Raw genomic sequence first — 17896 nt, 5'->3', positions numbered from 1 at the left:
CTGTCTCTATCTTTCGTAATGGAAAAAACTATCTTCATTTTACAGGAAAACGCCGCGCCCTTCAATCAAGCAAATTGCACAAAAAGCGGCGGTCATATCCGGGCTTTTCACGGAATGTTTCCAAGCCGCAGCGCCCGCAGCCGTTTTTTAGGGCTTGCGGCTTTGCCCCATAAGCATTACAATAGGGGCTGCGACAGAATCCGCCCCTTTGTGTGTTCCGTTTGGAGGTTTTTCTTATCATGCTCAAGCGTCAAATTCCCGCGCTGATGATCTGCGCCGTTCTGCTCTGCTTGCTGTCCGCCTCGGCTCTGGCGGTGGAGTTCCCCGACGTCTCTCTGGAGCACTGGGCCCATGACGACGTGGTCAAGGCGTCGGACTGCGGTCTGGTCCAGGGTCTGGAGGACGGCACCTTCCGCCCCGAGGAGACGCTGAACCGGGCGTCCTTTGTGACCATCCTCCAGCGCATGTTCGGCTGGGAAACGGTGACCCCCGCCGTCCCCTCCTTCACCGACGTCCCGGCCGACGCGTGGTACTACGCCGCCGTGGAGACCGCCCGTGCCCACGGGGTGCTGGACGCGGACACGGCCTTCCACCCCATGGGCTACATCACCCGCTCGGACATGGCGGTGATGCTGGTGCGGGCCCTGGGCTATGACACGCTGGCCGACAGCCTGGCCGCCGCGGGGGCTCCCTTCCCCGACGTGACGGAGAACGCCGGCCACATCACCGTGGCCGCCGCCATCGGCATGACCAACGGCATCGTGGATGAGCGGACGGGTCAGACCCTGTTCCAGCCCGCCTCCTTCGCCACCCGGGGGCAGGCGGCGGCCATGCTGGTGCGGGTGTATGACCGCTATACCGCCCGGGTAAACTGGCTCCATGGGTTTTACGCCTTCTCCTCCTACGCCCAGATCGCCTATACCGCCGACATGGACGCCGTCAGTGTGGGCTGGGCCCGTATGAGCTGGGACGAGACCAACGGCGCGTGGCTCAACTCCACCAGCGCCGGAGGCAACGACTGGGTGAAGCCCAACGACGCCTCCGCCGCCACCTCTTATTTCCAGGGGAATGGCACGCCGTATAACCTGAACGTCTACGCCGACACCGCCAAGCTCACCCTGTCCGGGGGGGGCGAGACCAGCGCCCTGGACCAGGTTCTGAATACCGAGGCCGGCCGGGAGCAGGCGGTGTCGGCCCTGGCCGCCGCCGCGGCCGACTATGCCGGCATCACCATCGACTTCGAGGGTATGAAGTCCGCCGACTGGCGCGCTCCCTTCGTGGCCTTTCTCACCCGGCTCCGGGCCGCCCTGCCGGCGGACAAGACTCTCTACGTCTGCGTGCCCCCCGACGACTGGTACAAGGGCTACGACTACCGGGGTATCGGCGAGGTCTGCGACAAGGTCATCCTGATGGCCCACGACTACCAGTGGACCTCCGTGCCCGACGGCTATGTGGGCGTCCGGGCTCCCGACTCCCCGGTGACCCCCTTCCCCAGCATCTTCCGGGCCCTCTCCTCCATCACCGACGCCGCCACCGGCGTACAGGACCGGAGCAAGATCGCCCTGGCCATCTCCTTCGGCACCGCCGGGTTCCAGGTGGACGGCAACGGTCTGCTGGCCAGCCAGACCATCTATCACCCGGCTCAAGCCACCATCGCCCGGCGCCTGGCCCAGCCGGACACCGTCATCACCTACGACGCCGGTGACCGCAACCCCTGCGCCGTCTACACCGGGGACGACGGGACCGTCCGCTATCAGCTCTGGTACGAGGACGCCCGCAGCGTCACCGACAAAATCGAGCTGGCCCGGATGTTCGGCGTCAACGGCGTCTCGCTGTGGCGTGTCGGCAACATTCCCAGCTATGCGGAGGACGCCGCGCTGTACTACGACGTGTGGCCCGCCATTTTAGCCCAGCGGCCCTGATTTATCCTCACCACGGACGGGAGACGATTGGCATGCGCCCCAAAAAGCTTGTCCAGGAATTTCTGCTGATGACCCTCGGCACCACGCTGGTGTCGGTGGGAGTCTACTTCTTCAAGTTTCCCAACCACTTCTCCATGGGCGGGGTGTCGGGCCTGTCCATTCTGCTGGGCGCGGTCATCCACGTGCCCTGGCTCACCCCATCCGCGTTCAATACCATCATCAATATCCTGTTTCTGATTCTAGGCTTTCTGCTGCTGGACAAGGGCTTCGGCCTGCGGACGGTGTACTGCTCCCTGCTGTACTCCGGCCTGGTGCAGGTGTTTGAGTGGCTGTGCCCCCTGGACGGCCCCCTCACCGGCGAGCTCATGCTAGAGCTCTTTTTCGCCGTCCTCCTGCCCGCCCTAGGCTCGGCCATCCTGTTCAACCTGGACGCCTCCACCGGCGGCACCGACATCGCGGCCATGATCCTGAAGAAGTACAGTGGCACCGACGTGGGACACGCCCTGCTCTACACTGACATCGTCATCGCCGCCGCGGCCCTGTTCCTCTTCGGTATCACCGCAGGCCTTTGCTCCCTGCTGGGCCTGGTGCTCAAGTCGGTGCTGGTGGACAGCGTCATCGAGTCCCTCAACCGCCGCAAGGCCTTTATCATCATCACCTCCGATCCCCGGATGGTCTCCGGGTTCATCACCCACGACCTGGCCCGGGGCGCTACCATCTGGCGTGCCCAGGGGGCCTACACCTTGGAGGAGCACTGGGTGGTGCTGACGGTGCTGACCCGGGGGCAGGCGGTGCTGCTGCGCCGCTATTTGAAGGAGCACGATCCCCATTCCTTCATGATCGTCACCAATTCCAGCGAGATTTTCGGCAAAGGCTTCCTGCGGGCCTGAGCCCGGCTTCGGCCCCGGTCCAGAGCGGCGTTCCGGACCGGGGCCTCTTTTCTTTTTCTTGACAGCTTTGCTTTTCTCAGGTAATATGGTCCTATGCTCCCGTTTTTGTGCGGATTGCTCTGTTTTTATGTACTTTTTTGCGCTTTCCAATGAAAATATTTCAGCTTTCGATTTGTATTTCATCATACGGGTCTCTTGTATGTGGAAGAAATAAAAAAGGAGTGGATCGAGTGGATTATCAAGCCGAATATCAGAAAAAGCGGACCACCGCTGCCGAGGCCGTCAAGATCATCCAGTCCGGCGACTGGGTGGACTATGGTTGGTGCACCAATCACCCCGTGGCCCTGGACCGGGCGCTGGCGGCCCGAAAGGACGAGCTGACCGACGTAAACGTCCGCGGCGGCGTGACGATGTGGATGCCGGAGATCTGCAAGGCAGACGACGCCGGCGAGCATTTTACCTGGAACGCCTGGCATATGAGCGGCGTGGACCGGAAGATCGCGGCCAAGGGGATGGGGTACTTCTGCCCGATGCGCTATTCCGAGCTGCCCCGCTTCTACCGTGAGAACGTCACGGTGGACGTGGCCATGATCCAGGTCAGCCCCATGGACGAGCACGGCAACTTTAATTACGGCCTGGCCGCCTCCCATCTGTCCGACATGCTGTCCGTTGCCAAGCATATCATCGTGGAGGTCAACCAGAACATGCCCTGGGTGAACGGCCTGACGGGCAGCGAGATCAACATCATGGACGTGGACAAGATCGTAGAGGGGGACAATCCCCCGGTGGCCGAGCTGGGCGCCGGCGGCCCGCCCTCGGAGGTGGACCAGGCCGTGGCGGAGCTGATCGTGCCCGCCATTCCCAACGGCGCCTGCCTCCAGCTTGGCATCGGCGGCATGCCCAACGCCGTGGGCATGATGATCGCCCAGTCCGACCTGCGGGATCTGGGCGTACATACCGAGATGTACGTGGACGCCTTCGTGGATATCGCCCGGGCGGGCAAGATCACCGGCGCCCGGAAGAACCTGGACAAGGGCCGTCAGGTGTACGCCTTTGCCGCCGGCACCAAAAAGCTGTATGAGTACGTCAACCGCAACCCCCACGTGCAGGCCGCGCCGGTGGATTATACCAACGACGTGCGGGTCCTGTCCCAGTTGGACAACTTCATCTCCATCAACAACGCCATCGACCTGGACCTGTTCGGCCAGGTGAACGCCGAAAGCGCCGGTCTCAAGCACATCTCGGGCACGGGCGGACAGTTGGATTTCGTGATGGGGGCCTACCTGTCCAACGGCGGGAAGAGCTTTATCTGCATGTCCTCCACTGTGGCGGGCAAGGACGGGACGCTGAAGAGCCGGATCATCCCGACCCTGGCCAACGGGTCCATCGTCACCGACCCCCGCTCCACCATCCAGTACCTGGTCACCGAGTACGGCATGGTGGACCTGAAGGGCACCGCCACCTGGCAGCGGGCGGAGAAGATCATCTCCGTGGCCCATCCCGACTTCCGGGACGAGCTGATCGCCCAGGCGGAGCAGATGAAGATCTGGAAGCGCTCCAACAAGCGCTGATCCCTCCAGAGCCCGGCGGCATCCCCGCCGGGCTCTTTTTTTGCGGGCAGACCCTGCGCTCTTCCCCGGGAAATGGTCTGTCCGCAAAAGATTTCCCACTCGACGCGGTTCGACTGCTTTTACAGGAATTTATGGTAAAATATGGGTATCCAACAAAAAGGGAGGCCGCCCATATGCCACTTTTACGTCGAAAGGGCCTGTATGAGACGGGCCGTGTCATCTACCTTCACCCGGACGTTCTGCACCCCAATCCCAACCAGCCGCGGAAGCGCTTTTCCCCCGACGGCCTGGAGGAACTGGCGGCCAGCATCCGGGAGCACGGCGTCCTCCAACCTCTGACCGTCCGGAAGGTGGACGGGAGCTTTGAGCTGGTCTCCGGCGAGCGCCGTCTGCGGGCAGCCCGGATGGCCGGGCTCAGCGAGGTTCCCTGCATTGTCATCGACGTGGACGGCGTGTGCTCCTCTCTGCTGGCCCTGGTGGAGAACCTCCAGCGCCGGGACCTGGATTTTCTGGAGGAGGCCATGGCGCTGGACCGGCTGATCCACACCTATGACCTGTCCCAGGATGAGGCCGCCCGGCGCATCGGCAAATCCCAGTCGGCGGTGGCCAATAAGCTGCGGCTGCTGAAGCTCTCTCCCCGGCTGCTGGACCGGCTGCGCCAGAACGGGCTCACCGAGCGCCACGCCCGGGCCCTGCTGCGCCTGGAGACCGAGGAGCAGCAGTGGGAGGTGCTCGAGTACGTCATCGACCACCATCTGACCGTGGCCCAGACCGAGGCCTATATCGAGGCCCGGCTGACTCCCCCTCCCCCCCGGAAGAAAAAGCCCACCTTTATTCTTAAGGACGTGCGGCTCTTTCTCAACACCGTGACCAAGGGGCTGTCCATGATGAAGGATGCCGGGGTGAACGCGGAGTATGGCCGGCAGGAGACGGAGGACGCCATCCTGTTGACCATCAAGATTCCCAAGGCGGCCTCGTAACGGGCCGGGCAGACCGGGTATCAAAAGAGCGCCAATGTTTCACGTGAAACATTGGCGCTCTTTTTCGCTTTTCTCAGTTGAATAAAACCATATTACGCATTATAATGGTAGAAGTTCTGCAAATGATAGAAAGAGAGCGGGTGCCCTATGGCGAAAACCATTGCGATAGTCAACCAAAAAGGGGGCGTGGGAAAGACCACCACCTGTGTGAACCTGGCCGCGGCCCTGAAGCTGCTGGGGATCCGTGTGCTGGTCTGCGATTTCGACCCCCAGGCCAACACCACCTCCGGTCTGGGCGTGGACAAGACTGCCGCCTCCCCCTCCATCTACGACGTGCTCATCGACGGCGCCGACTGCCGCAAAGCGGTGGTCCCCACCCCCTGGGCCGACGTGATCCCCTCCAACAAGGCGCTGGCCGGCGCCACGGTGGAGATGATCGGCATGGACCGGCGGGAATACCTGCTGAAGCAGGCCCTGTCCTCCTTCCAGGAGGATTACGACTACATCTTTGTGGACTGCCCCCCCTCCCTGGAGCTGCTCACCCTCAACGCCCTGTGCGCGGCGGACACCATTCTGGTGCCCGTCCAGTGTGAGTATTACGCCCTGGAGGGCCTCAGCGACCTGCTGTCCACCATCCGGATCGTCAAGCGGTCCCTGAACCCCTCCATCGACCTGGAGGGTGTGGTCCTCACCATGTACGACGGCCGGACCAATCTATCCATGCAGGTGGCGGAGGAGGTCAAGCGCCACTTCCCCGGCAAGGTCTACGCCTCGGTCATCCCCCGGAATGTCCGGCTGTCCGAGGCCCCCAGCCACGGCAAGCCGGTAACGGCCTACGACAGCCTCTCCCGGGGCGCCGAGGCCTATCGGTCCCTGGCGGAGGAGCTGCTGGAGAAAAACCGCTGCCTTGCCGCCCGGCTATGACCCCGCATCCATTCTCACCAGAAAGGACTGATCACATGGCATCCGAACGCGGCCTGGGCAAGGGGCTTGGAAAGGGCCTGGGCGCTCTGCTGGGCGACGCCGCCTTGCAAAGCCAGGAGGGCGGCTCGGTCTCCCTCCCCATCGCCCAGGTGGAGCCCGGCCTCAAGCAGCCCCGGAAACGCTTTGACGAGGAATCCCTGGCCGATCTGGCCGATTCCATCCGGCTGCACGGCATCATCCAGCCCCTCACCGTCCGGCGGCTGGCCTCCGGTTATTATCAGATCATCGCCGGGGAGCGGCGCTGGCGGGCGGCCAAGCTGGCCGGGCTGGCCGAGGTCCCGGCGGTCATCATCGAGGCCGACGACCGCAAGGTCATGGAGCTGGGCCTCATCGAAAACCTCCAGCGGGAGGACCTGAACCCCATGGAGGAGGCCCAGGGCTACAGATCTCTGATGGAGGACTACGGCCTCACCCAGGAGGAGACCGCCCAGCGGGTAGGCAAATCCCGTCCCGCCGTGGCCAACGCCCTGCGCCTGCTGGCTCTGCCCGACGCGGTGTGCCAGCTCTTGGAGGAGGGCAAGCTCTCCGCCGGGCACGCCCGGGCCATTCTGGCCGCCCCGGCCGGGGAGCTGCAAAAGCGGCTGGCCCGCAAGGTGGTGGAGGAGGGCCTCTCCGTCCGGCAGACCGAGGCCCTGGCCAAACGGCTGTCCAGGGAGCAGCAGGAGCTGGACGAGTGCGGCGGCGAAAAGCCGGTGGACCCCATGAAGCTGTACCGGGACGCCGCCGCCAAGGAGCTGTCCACCCACTGGGGCCGCAAGGTCTCCATCACCATGGGTCCCAAGAAGGGCAGGCTGGAATTTGAATTTTACAACGACGAGGACCTGACCCTTCTGCTGGACCAGTTGGAAACGCGCCTCGCAAGCGGCAAAGGAGGGGGCGCGCGGTGAGCACGGGAAGCGACAAGGAAGAACAGGTCTCCCTCCAGCACGCGGCGGAACACGAAAAGCCCCACAAAAAGCTCTCGGTGATGACCTATCTGGTCATCCTGATCGCCGCCGCTTTTCTGTTACTGCTCCTGTCCTATTTTATGCAGCAGCGGGCCAATCAGGAGGCCATCGCCGACCTGCAGCAGACCTCCAACTCCGCCGTCCAGTCCCTGGACAACCTGATTGCGGAGCGGGATGGGCTGAAGCGGCAGAATGAGGAACTCCAAACACGCTTGGATGAGCTTCAGTCCGAATTGAACGACGCCGTCCGCGCCGCACAGGAAAACCAGGAGCAGCAGTCGACGGCAACCGAGGCCAACTTGGCCCTGATGCGGCTGAATCAGCTCCGGGCCCTCTATAACCAGGGGCGCTACCGGGAGGCCCGGGCCCTGCTGGAGGAATGGGGCGAGGCCGGGGCGGCCTCCACGGAGAAGGCGTTGGAAGGCATCCGCTCCGCCATGACCGAGGAGGAGCTGGAAATTTACGACCCTCTGGAGGCTTATCGCCAGCTTGTGGACTGGTTAGAATAATGTGAATGTTTCACGTGGAACAAAATAAGAAAGGTTGAACCAACATGCTCGACATTCGATTCATCCGGGAAAACCCCGAGGCGGTCAAAGAAAACATCAAAAAGAAGTTTCAGGAGGCAAAGCTTCCCCTGGTGGATCAGGTGATCGCTCTGGACCAGGAGAACCGGGACACCATTCAGGAGGCCCAGGCCCTGCGCACCGCCCGCAACGCCAAGTCCAAACAGGTGGGCATGCTGATGGGCCAGTCCAAGAAGGACCCTTCCAAGCTGGCGGAGGCCGAGGCGCTCAAGGCCGAGGTCAAGGCGGACGCCGACCGGCTGGCCTGGCTGGAGGGCCGGGAGGCCGAGCTGGCAGCGGAGATCCGCAAGATCCTGCTGGTCATCCCCCAGATCATCGACCCCACCGTGCCCATCGGGCCCGACGACTCCGCCAACGTAGAGGTGGAGCGCTTCGGTGAGCCCCTGGTGCCCGACTTTGAGGTCCCCTATCACACCGACATCATGGAGTCCTTCGACGGCATCGACATGGACGCCGCCGGGCGGGTGTCCGGCTCCGGCTTCTATTATCTGCTGGGCGACATCGCCCGCCTCCACGAGGCGGTGCTGGCCTACGGCCGGGACTTCATGATCGACAAGGGCTTTACCTACTGCATCCCCCCCTTCATGATCCACGGCAACGTGGTGGAGGGCGTCATGAGCCAGACCGACATGGACGGCATGATGTATAAGATTGAGGGCGAGGACCTCTACCTCATCGGCACCTCTGAGCACTCCATGATCGGCCGGTTCATCGACCAGATCATCCCCGAGGACAAGCTCCCCCAGACCCTCACCTCCTACTCCCCCTGCTTCCGCAAGGAAAAGGGCTCCCACGGCATTGAGGAGCGGGGCATCTACCGCATCCACCAGTTTGAAAAGCAGGAGATGATTGTGGTCTGCAAGCCGGAGGACTCCAGGGACTGGTACGAAAAGCTGTGGCGCTTCTCCGTGGAGCTCTTCCGCAACTTCGACATCCCCGTGCGGCAGTTGGAATGCTGCTCCGGCGATCTGGCCGACCTGAAGGTCAAGTCCTGCGACATCGAGGCCTGGTCCCCCCGCCAGCAGAAGTACTTTGAGGTCTGCTCCTGCTCCAACCTGGGCGACGCCCAGGCCAGGCGGCTGAAGATCCGCTACCGCGGCGAGGACGGCAAGACCTATCTGGCCCACACCCTCAACAACACCTGCGTGGCCCCTCCCCGGATGCTCATCGCCCTGCTGGAAAACAACCTCCAGGCCGACGGCAGCGTCAAGATCCCCAAGGTGCTCCAGCCCTATATGGGCGGCAAAGAGGTCCTGATCCCCCGAAAGTAAGCAGCCCCGGTCGAAACCGCCCATCCAAATCACATTAGAAAGAAGGCAGATTTTATGGCAGAGAAAAAAAGCGGATTTGTCGCAGAATTCAAACAGTTTATCGCCCGCGGCAATGTAATGGATATGGCGGTCGGCGTCATCGTCGGCGGCGCCTTCAAGGCCATTGCCGACTCCCTCACCGCCGACATCATCATGCCCATCATCGGCATCTTTGTCCGTGAAAACTCCTTTGCAGACCTCAGCGTCACCGTGGGCTCCGCGGTGATTACATATGGCAATTTTATCCAGGCCATTCTGAACTTCCTCATTATGGCTTTTGTGGTATTCTGCCTAATCAAGGGCATCAACTCCTTCCACCGCAAGAAGGAGGAGGCCCTGGCCGAGCCCCCTGCGCCGCCCGAGCCCTCCCATGAGGAAGCCCTGCTGATGGAGATCCGCGACCTGCTGAAGGAGAACGACAAGCATGTCTGATGCCCCCCGCTTCGACCCCGGCTCCCCCGAACAGGAACCCCGGCCGCCGGTGGTCTACGCCACCCCGGTCAAGCGGGCCTGGGCCTGGGTGGGCATCGCCTATATGGTGATCTTCACCCTCACCTTCACCTACTATCTGGCCACCGCCCGCATCCTGAACGGCATCGGCCCCGTCCTGCTGGTCCCCGCCCTGCTGGGCCTGGTCGCCACCGCCGTGCTCCGCTTCCGCCAGGGCCAGGGCAAGGGCGGCCTGCCCGCCTGCATCCTCATCACCGCGGCCTGCATTCTGCTGGCCCTGTGCAACCTGGCCGCCGGGCTCTACCGGCTGGCCGCAAACTTCGGAGGCTGAAACCATGAAAGAGCTCCTCGCCCAGGGCCTGGCCCGGCTGGGCCTCACCCCGCCCCCCGCTGCGGCCGAACAGATGGAGACCTACGCCGGGCTGCTGCTGGAACAAAACAAGGTCATGAACCTCACCGCCATCACCGACCCCGAGCAGGTGGCCCGGCTCCACTTTCTGGACTCCGCCGCCCTGCTGGGCTGCGCCGGAGACCTGTCCGGCAGGACCCTGATCGACGTGGGCACCGGGGCGGGCTTTCCCGGCATGGCCCTCAAGCTGCTCTGCCCAGAGCTCAAGCTCACACTGCTGGACAGTCTGGCCAAGCGGCTGGACTGGTTGGCCGCGGTCTGTTCCCGCCTGGGCCTGGAGGACGTGGAGATCGTCCACGCCCGGGCCGAGGAGCAGGGGCTGAAGCCCGGCTTCCGGGATCACTTCGACTTTGCCACCGCCCGGGCGGTGGCCGACCTGCGGGTGCTGTGCGAGCTGTGCCTCCCCTTCGTGCGGGTGGGCGGCCGGTTCCTGGCCATGAAGGCCGCCGACAGCCAGGAAGAGCTGGACGCCGCCCGAACGGCCATCCAGACTCTGGGCGGACGGCGGCTGGAGGACTACACCTACACCATCCCCGGCACCGACGTCATCCGGCGGGTGGCCGTCATCGAAAAGACGGCCCCCACCCCCAAACCCTACCCCAGGCGCTGGGCCAAGATTCAAAAGGCCCCACTTTAGCAGACCTCCTGCCAGCATTGGTCGTGCCAATTTTACCCCTTTCAGAACTTTTTTCTGTTTTCCACAAAAATGGTTTACAATCATTGTTCTATAATGCTATAATGTTACATCGGACAGGGGGAACCGTATGGGTACCGTAATTGTAATCACGTCGGGCAAGGGCGGCACTGGAAAGACCTCCCTTACCGGCGGCGCAGCCTCCTGTCTAGCGGCGCTGGGCCGGCGGGTGCTGTGCATTGACCTGGACATCGGCCTGCGGAATTTGGATATCTCCCTGGGTATGACCGACCGGGCCCTGATGGATTTTACCGACGTGCTGTCCGGCCGGTGCTCGCTGGAGCGGGCTGCCGTCCCCCATCCCGTCATCCAGGGGCTGCACCTGCTGACCGCACCCCTCTCCCCTCCCCGGGAGGGACTGCCGGAGGCGGCCATGCGGACGCTGCTGGACCAGGCCCGGTCTCAGTTTGATTACGTCCTCATCGACTCCCCCGCCGGGCTCGGCTCCGGCTTTCGGCTGGCGGTCTGCGGGGCCGACCGGGCTGTGGTGGTCTCCACCAACGATTCCTCCGCCCTCCGGGACGCCCAGCGCACGGTGGCCGAGCTGGGCAAGCGCCTGGACACCATCCACCTGGTGATGAACCGTATCCAGCCCAAGCTGATGCGCCGGCTGCGCACCACCATCGACGACGCCATGGACGAGGCGGGGCTCCCCCTGCTGGGCGTCATCCCCGAAGATCCCCAGGTCATCCTGGCCGCCAATACCTCCAAGCCGCTGATCCTGTTCTCCCGCAAAGGCGCGGCCATTGCCTATCTGAATATCGCAAAGCGCATCATGGGGGAGCGGGTCCCTCTGATGAAAATCCGCTGAGAAGGGGTTTTGAGATGAATATCGCACTAATGAGTCACGACCGAAAAAAGGAGCTGATGGTGCAGTTCTGCATCGCCTACTGCGGCATCCTCTCCAAGCACACCGTCTGCGCCACCAACACCACGGGCAAGCTGGTGGCCGAGGCCACCGGACTGCCGGTGTACCTCTTCCTCTCCCACGAACACGGCGGCAGCCAGCAGATCGGGGCCCGGATCGCCTACAACGAGATCGACATGGTCCTCTTCTTCTCCGACCCCCAATCCAATGACCTGGACGCCGACCTGAAATATATCACCAATCTGTGCGACCAGTACAACATCCCCTTCGCCACCAACGTGGCCACCGCCGAGATGCTGATCCACGGTCTGGAGCGGGGCGACCTGGACTGGCGCGACATCGTCTCCCCCAAGACGACCCCCTTCAAGGTCTGACCGTGGATAAGCGCAAGGCCCATACCCTCTGCGCCGCCGTTGCCCTGCTGGTATTTGCCGCTCTGCTGGCGATGGACGTATGGCTGGTGATCCAGGTGCGCGGGCTCCGGGAACAGCTTGAGCTGCGCAGCACCGAGACCGACAACCGCATCGCCTTCTTCCGGGACCACGTGGACAACCAGCACAGCCGCCTGCTGGAGCGGCTGGAGCAGCAGGGCAGCCTCTTCTCCAGCCAGAGCGCCGCGCTGGATTACGTGGGCGGGACCGTCACCCTGACGGTGACGGTGGTCCCCAGGGAGCTCCGACAGGACGAGACCCTGCTGCTGACGGTGGACGGGGCCCGGACGGCGGACTTCCGCCCCGACGAGACCGGCACCCGCTGGACCGCATCGGCCGAACTGCCCCTACAGGAGAGCTATACCCCCGTGGTCAGCTTCCTCTCCGACAGCGGGCGGCGCATCCAGACCCTGGACCCCCTCTCCACCTACGAGCTGCTGAGTGTGGAGACCGCCTCCTGCTGGGGCGGGGACCTCTACAACCTGCCCGACCGCTCCCAATTCTATCTGGGGCTGGATCTGGACCCGAAACAGGTGGAGTCCCTGGAGGTGGTCCTCCGGGAGAGCGGCAGCAACGCGGAGCTGGCCCGGTTCCCCATGACGGCTGCGGCCGATTTCCCCACCGAGCACTTTGGGGAAAGCTATACCTTCTACGCCGCCGACCTGGGCGACTGGCGGGACCGGGAGGGGCACTATGAGGTGTGGGCCGAGCTCACCACCTCCGGCGGACTGCTGCTCACCGGGCCCAACAGCGTGGGCGGCTTTTCCCAGTCCGGAAACACCGCCGGCACCAGCAGCGGCATGGAAACCCTACGCCCCGCCTGGGATTGATGGTTGACTTTTCTGCCAAAGTAATATAATATGCTGTGCAGCAGCACCGCGAAGACGGAGCATGAGTACCCCGCAGCACCCCCGGACAGAGAACGGCGCCTTTGGCTGAGAGCGCTGAACGGCAAGGAGCGGGCGAAAGACGGCCCCAGCAGCGGGCCCGGAGACGGGCGCGGTCCCCTTCCCGCAACAGAAGGCGCAAGGGCGGAGCTTCTCCGCTGAAATTGGGTGGCACCACGAAGTATCTTTGGATGCTCTCGTCCCATATACGGGATGAGAGCATTTTTTTGCTTGAAAGGAGAACGAAAATGGCCAAACTCAAACCCCGCACCCTCTCCGGCTTCATGGAATTACTGCCGGAAAAGCAGGTGTTCTTCGACCGGATGGTAGCCGAGCTGCGGCGTACCTACTCCCTCTACGGCTTCACCCCCCTGGACACCCCCCTCATCGAGGCCAGCGAGGTGCTGCTGGCCAAGGGCGGCGGTGAGACCGAGAAGCAGATCTACCGCTTCACCAAGGGGGACACCGACCTGTCCCTCCGCTTCGACCTGACCGTCCCCCTGGCCAAGTACGTGGCCCTGCACCAGAACGAACTCTCCTTCCCCTTCCGCCGCTTCCAGATCGGCAAGGTCTACCGGGGAGAGCGGGCCCAGCGAGGCCGGTTCCGGGAGTTCTATCAGGCCGATATCGACATCATCGGGGACGGCTCCCTGGACATCGCCAACGAGGCCGAGATCCCCTCTATCATCTACAAGACCTTCACCGCCCTGGGCCTGCGCCGGTTCAAGATCCGCGTCAACAACCGCAAGGTGCTCAACGGCCTGTTCGCCCTGCTGGGGCTGGAGGAAAAGGCCGGGGACGTCATGCGGACGGTGGACAAGCTGGAGAAGATCGGCCCGGACAAGGTCAAGGCCATCCTGGTGGACGACTTCGGCGTGGAGGCCTCGGCGGCCGACAAGCTGCTGGACCTGCTGCGCACCGACGACCCCATGGGGGCCCTGGAGGCCTACCGGGGACACAACGAGCTGCTGGATACCGGCATCGACGAGCTGTCCACCGTGGTCCGGTATATGGCCGCCTTCGGCGTGCCTCAGGACCACTTCATGGTGGACCTGACCATCGCCCGGGGCCTGGATTATTACACCGGCACCGTCTACGAGACCGTCATGCTGGACCACCCGGAGATCGGTTCCATCTGTTCCGGCGGCAGATATGATAACTTAGCGGAATATTATACCGATAAACAACTCCCCGGCGTGGGTATTTCCATCGGCTTGACCCGCCTGTTCTTCGTGCTGGAGGATCAGGGGTACCTGAACCAGGAGGTGCTCACCGCCCCCGCCGACGTGCTGGTCCTCCCCATGACCGAGGACCTGGGCCCCGCCGTCTCTCTGGCCACGGCCCTGCGGGAACAGGGGATACGCGTCCAGCTCTACACCGAGAACAAGAAGTTTAAGGCCAAAATGAACTACGCCGACAAGCTCAAGGTTCCCTTCGTGGCCTTCCTGGGGGAGGACGAGGTGAAAAACGGCGTGGTCTCCCTCAAGGACATGGCCTCCGGCGTCCAGGAATCGGTGGCCCTGACCGCAGCCCCCGGCTGGCTGGTCGAGAAGGTGGCCGGGCTGGGCGTGGGGACCCCCATCCGGGACCGGGAATAAGCCCTCTTCCTCTCCGCCCTGTGGAGAACGAAACCCGCATGACGCGCAGTCTTCCAACGAAAGACCCTCTTATGATACAGTTTGTACTTTTCACATTATATATTACAATTTGGAGTTGATTTTATGATGCAATCCCGCACCCATACCTGCAACGAGCTCCGCATGGAGCACGTGGGACAGCAGGTGAAGATCGTCGGCTGGATGGAAAACATCCGGGAGGTAGGAGGAAACCTGGCCTTCGTCATCCTCCGGGACTTCTACGGCACCACCCAGGTGGTGATCGAGACCGAGGATATGATGAAGCGGGTCAAATCCGTCAACAAGGAGTCCACCCTCTCGGTGGAGGGCGTGGTACGGGAGCGGGATTCCAAGAATCCCAAGCTCCCCACCGGCGACATCGAGGTGGTCCCCTCCCAGATCGAGGTCTTGGGCCGCTGCCGCTACAACGAGCTCCCCTTCCCCATCAACCGCAGCCGGGAGGCCGACGAGGCCGCCCGCCTCAAGTACCGCTACCTGGACCTGCGCAACCCTGAGGTCAAGGCCAACATCATCCTGCGCTGCCAGGTGGTGGCCGCCCTGCGTCAGGCCATGACCGAGCACGGCTTTTTGGAGATCACCACCCCCATCCTCACCGCCTCCTCCCCCGAGGGGGCCCGGGACTACCTGGTGCCCGCCCGGAACCATCCCGGCAAGTTCTACGCCCTGCCCCAGGCCCCCCAGCAGTTCAAGCAGCTTCTGATGGCCTCCGGCTTCGACCGCTACTTCCAGATCGCCCCCTGCTTCCGGGACGAGGACGCCCGGGCCGACCGCTCCCCCGGCGAGTTTTACCAGCTCGATATGGAGATGGCCTTTGCCTCCCAGGAGGACGTGTTCGCCGTGCTGGAGGACGTGTTGCCCCCCATCTTCGCCAAATACGGCAAGTACGGCGTCGCCTCCTCCGCCCCCTTCCGGCGGATCCCCTTTTCCGAGGCCATGGAGACCTACGGCTCCGACAAGCCCGACCTACGCATCGACCTGACCGCCGTGGACGCCACCGCGCTGCTGGGCGGCTGCGGCTTCGGGCCTTTTGAGGGCAATGTGGTCAAGGCCGTGCCCGTCACCGACTTTACCGCCACCCGGAAGCAGATCGACAAGCTCTGCGCCGACGTGGAGGTCCAGACCGGCAACAAGTGCTACTGGTTCCGGCTGGACGAAAAGGGGGAGATCGTAGGCGGAATCGCCAAGTTTGTCCAGCCCATCCGGGACCAGGTGATCTCCACTCTGGGCCTGAAGCCCAATACCTTCGTGGGCCTCACCGCCGGGAAAACGCTGGCCGCCCAAAAGACTGCCGGCGCCCTCATCAAGCTGCTGCCCACCCTGGCCCCCCACCACATGGACCAGGCCCGCTACGAGTTCTGCTGGATTACTGACTTCCCCATGTACGAGATCGGCGAGGAGTCCGGCCAGTTGGAGTTCTGCCACAATCCCTTCTCCATGCCCAAGGGCCAACTGGAGGTACTGCTCCGGGCAGAGCGGGGCGAGATCGATCCCCTCACCATCACCGCCGACCAGTACGACCTGGTATGCAACGGCGTGGAGCTCTCCTCCGGCGCGGTGCGGAACCACGACCCGGAGATCATGATCAAGGCCTTTGAGCTGGTCCGCCTGGGCGAGGACGACGTGAAGGCCAAGTTCCCCGCCATGTACAACGCCTTCTGCTACGGCGCGCCCCCCCACGCCGGCATCGCTCCCGGCGTGGACCGGATGGTCATGCTGCTGGCCGGCGAGGACTCCATCCGGGAGATCATCCCCTTCCCCATGAACAAGAACGCCCAGGATCTGATGATGGGCGCGCCCTCCGAAGTCAGCCAAAAGCAGCTCGACGAGCTGCATATTGCGCTGGTCAGGCCGGAGGAGTAAGCCCCTTCACAAGCAGGAGCCTGCCTCTGCTTTGGGCTGACCGGGGCCCCGCAAAGCGGGGCGGCGCGAAACGCGCCGTACAAGCGTTTTGTGAAGCAAAACCTTGGTGCGGGGGCAATTGACTTGCCTCCGCACCAAAAAAATTGGGGTCCCCGCAAAATTTTGATTTTGCGGGGCCAGCCAAAAGCAGCTCGACGAGCTGCATATTGCGCTGGTCAGGCCGGAGGAAATCTGATCACGGCTCGGCGGACTTTTGCGTTGTCCGCCGAGTCTTTTTTCTTTATTCTTGACATATGCCGATAAATAGTGTATCCTCTGTTTATCGGCATATGTCAGAAACTAGAGAGGAGGTCCGCAGATGCCCAGGCCCTGCAAGAGAAGACGGGTATGTGCCCTACCGGAACGGCCCAACTTCGGTCCCGTGGGCGCAGGCCCCGTCCGACAAAGCGTACCCATGACGGTGGACGAATTTGAGACCATCCGGCTCATTGATCTCGAGGGGCTGACCCAGGAGGCCTGCGCCGGTCAGATGGAGGTGTCCCGGGCCACGGTCCAGGCCATCTACGGCAGCGCCCGGCACAAGCTGGCCCAGGCGCTGGTCCAGGGCCGGGAGCTGGTCATCGGCGGAGGGGACTTTGTCCTCTGCACCGGCGAGGGCCAGGGCTGTGGCTGCGGACACTGTCACAAAAAGCGCGGGCATCACAAGGAGGATCAGCCATGAAAATCGCAGTTACCTACAACAACGGACAAATCTTTCAGCACTTCGGCCACACCGAGACCTTCAAGGTCTATCAGGTGGAGGACGGCAAGGTGGCCTCCAGCGCGATACTGGACAGCAGCGGCAGCGGCCACGGGGCTTTGGCCAGCCTGCTCCGGAGCCAGGGCGTGGACGCCCTCATCTGCGGCGGCATTGGCGGGGGAGCCAAAACCGCCCTGGCCCAGGCCGGAGTCACCCTCTACGGCGGGGTATCGGGCAGCGCCGACCAGGCCGTGGCCGACCTGCTGGCGGGCAAGCTCACCTTCAACCCCGACGTGATGTGCAGCCACCACGGGGAGCATCATGGCCATGACTGCGGAGAGCACCACGGCGGACACCACGACCACCACTGCGGCGGACACTGCGGAAGCTGAGGCGGCGGCCCGCAGGAGGGTAAAAAAGGCCCTCGGCCCTACCTGGTAGGGCCGGGGGCCTCAACTTGTCGAAAAAGGCCTTTGGCCTTTTTCGACAGGGGGATGCATGACAGACAGGGCTCGATTCTTGCAGAAAAGTCGCCCTGTCCGTCATGAGAGGTGTCATTTCCGACGCGCATGTCGCCGGAAATGACGGAGCTTCCTTTCTTTCCGCCGTCTGCGGACGACGGAACTCTGCGAGGCTTTTCTCCAGGAGGTTTTTTCGACAGCCGGGGGCCTTTTTGTGTCTAGTCACCCGTGGGGGCCGCAGGGGGCTTCGGGCCCCCTCCGCTCCGATG

18 protein-coding genes are annotated in these 17896 nt (G+C 63.3%); all 18 read left to right on the top strand.

Annotated features, from left to right (window positions below):
- The first annotated feature begins 239 nt into the window (after positions 1 to 239).
- The 18 genes from B3H64_RS06570 to B3H64_RS06485 all read left to right on the top strand — a co-directional run bounded on the left by B3H64_RS06570 (position 240) and on the right by B3H64_RS06485 (position 17558).
- Complete coding sequence (locus tag B3H64_RS06570; RefSeq protein WP_286733908.1) at positions 240 to 1922, top strand: S-layer homology domain-containing protein; 1683 nt, start codon at positions 240 to 242, stop codon at positions 1920 to 1922.
- A gap of 32 nt (positions 1923 to 1954) precedes the next feature.
- A complete protein-coding gene (locus B3H64_RS06565; RefSeq protein WP_286733905.1) occupies positions 1955 to 2812 on the top strand; it encodes a YitT family protein in 858 nt (285 codons plus the stop codon).
- Between the two features lie 230 nt (positions 2813 to 3042).
- A complete protein-coding gene (locus B3H64_RS06560) occupies positions 3043 to 4383 on the top strand; it encodes a butyryl-CoA:acetate CoA-transferase (RefSeq protein ID WP_050617526.1) in 1341 nt (446 codons plus the stop codon).
- Positions 4384 to 4556: 173 nt separating this feature from the next.
- Complete coding sequence (locus B3H64_RS06555; RefSeq protein WP_050617525.1) at positions 4557 to 5363, top strand: ParB/RepB/Spo0J family partition protein; 807 nt, start codon at positions 4557 to 4559, stop codon at positions 5361 to 5363.
- A gap of 147 nt (positions 5364 to 5510) precedes the next feature.
- On the top strand, positions 5511 to 6287 hold the full coding sequence (locus tag B3H64_RS06550) for a ParA family protein (RefSeq protein WP_050617524.1): 777 nt from the start codon (positions 5511 to 5513) through the stop codon (positions 6285 to 6287).
- A 35-nt stretch (positions 6288 to 6322) separates the two neighbouring features.
- A complete protein-coding gene (locus B3H64_RS06545; RefSeq protein WP_050617523.1) occupies positions 6323 to 7234 on the top strand; it encodes a ParB/RepB/Spo0J family partition protein in 912 nt (303 codons plus the stop codon).
- Positions 7231 to 7803, top strand: a complete 573-nt coding sequence (locus B3H64_RS06540; protein ID WP_050617522.1) for a hypothetical protein — start codon at positions 7231 to 7233, stop codon at positions 7801 to 7803. Before B3H64_RS06545 ends, B3H64_RS06540 begins: the two co-directional genes overlap by 4 nt.
- Positions 7804 to 7847: 44 nt before the next feature.
- Positions 7848 to 9152, top strand: coding sequence for a serine--tRNA ligase (serS, locus tag B3H64_RS06535; protein WP_050617521.1), 1305 nt, complete (start codon positions 7848 to 7850; stop codon positions 9150 to 9152).
- A gap of 54 nt (positions 9153 to 9206) precedes the next feature.
- Positions 9207 to 9623, top strand: coding sequence for a large-conductance mechanosensitive channel protein MscL (mscL, locus tag B3H64_RS06530; protein WP_050617520.1), 417 nt, complete (start codon positions 9207 to 9209; stop codon positions 9621 to 9623).
- Positions 9616 to 9972, top strand: coding sequence for a hypothetical protein (locus tag B3H64_RS06525; protein ID WP_050617519.1), 357 nt, complete (start codon positions 9616 to 9618; stop codon positions 9970 to 9972). Before mscL ends, B3H64_RS06525 begins: the two co-directional genes overlap by 8 nt.
- Before the next feature lie 4 nt (positions 9973 to 9976).
- Positions 9977 to 10687, top strand: coding sequence for a 16S rRNA (guanine(527)-N(7))-methyltransferase RsmG (gene rsmG, locus B3H64_RS06520; RefSeq protein ID WP_050617518.1), 711 nt, complete (start codon positions 9977 to 9979; stop codon positions 10685 to 10687).
- A 127-nt stretch (positions 10688 to 10814) separates the two neighbouring features.
- A complete protein-coding gene (gene minD / locus B3H64_RS06515) occupies positions 10815 to 11555 on the top strand; it encodes a septum site-determining protein MinD (RefSeq protein ID WP_238073075.1) in 741 nt (246 codons plus the stop codon).
- A 14-nt stretch (positions 11556 to 11569) separates the two neighbouring features.
- A complete protein-coding gene (locus B3H64_RS06510) occupies positions 11570 to 11986 on the top strand; it encodes a methylglyoxal synthase (RefSeq protein ID WP_050617516.1) in 417 nt (138 codons plus the stop codon).
- Between the two features lie 2 nt (positions 11987 to 11988).
- Entirely contained in the window at positions 11989 to 12873 is an 885-nt protein-coding gene (locus B3H64_RS06505) for a hypothetical protein (RefSeq protein WP_286733896.1), read from the top strand.
- Positions 12874 to 13178: 305 nt separating this feature from the next.
- On the top strand, positions 13179 to 14528 hold the full coding sequence (hisS, locus tag B3H64_RS06500) for a histidine--tRNA ligase (protein ID WP_286733894.1): 1350 nt from the start codon (positions 13179 to 13181) through the stop codon (positions 14526 to 14528).
- A gap of 123 nt (positions 14529 to 14651) precedes the next feature.
- On the top strand, positions 14652 to 16427 hold the full coding sequence (gene aspS / locus B3H64_RS06495) for an aspartate--tRNA ligase (RefSeq protein ID WP_050617513.1): 1776 nt from the start codon (positions 14652 to 14654) through the stop codon (positions 16425 to 16427).
- A gap of 358 nt (positions 16428 to 16785) precedes the next feature.
- Positions 16786 to 17148: a DUF134 domain-containing protein gene (locus B3H64_RS06490; protein ID WP_050617512.1), complete on the top strand. Its 363-nt coding sequence runs from the start codon at positions 16786 to 16788 to the stop codon at positions 17146 to 17148.
- A complete protein-coding gene (locus tag B3H64_RS06485) occupies positions 17145 to 17558 on the top strand; it encodes a NifB/NifX family molybdenum-iron cluster-binding protein (protein WP_050617511.1) in 414 nt (137 codons plus the stop codon). The genes B3H64_RS06490 and B3H64_RS06485 overlap by 4 nt, the downstream gene beginning before the upstream one ends.
- The last annotated feature ends 338 nt before the right edge of the window (positions 17559 to 17896 follow it).

This window comes from Intestinimonas sp. UBA1698 (assembly GCF_002320075.1).
Classification (GTDB): domain Bacteria; phylum Bacillota; class Clostridia; order Oscillospirales; family Oscillospiraceae; genus Intestinimonas; species Intestinimonas massiliensis.
This window is presented reverse-complemented; position numbering and strand designations above follow the sequence as displayed.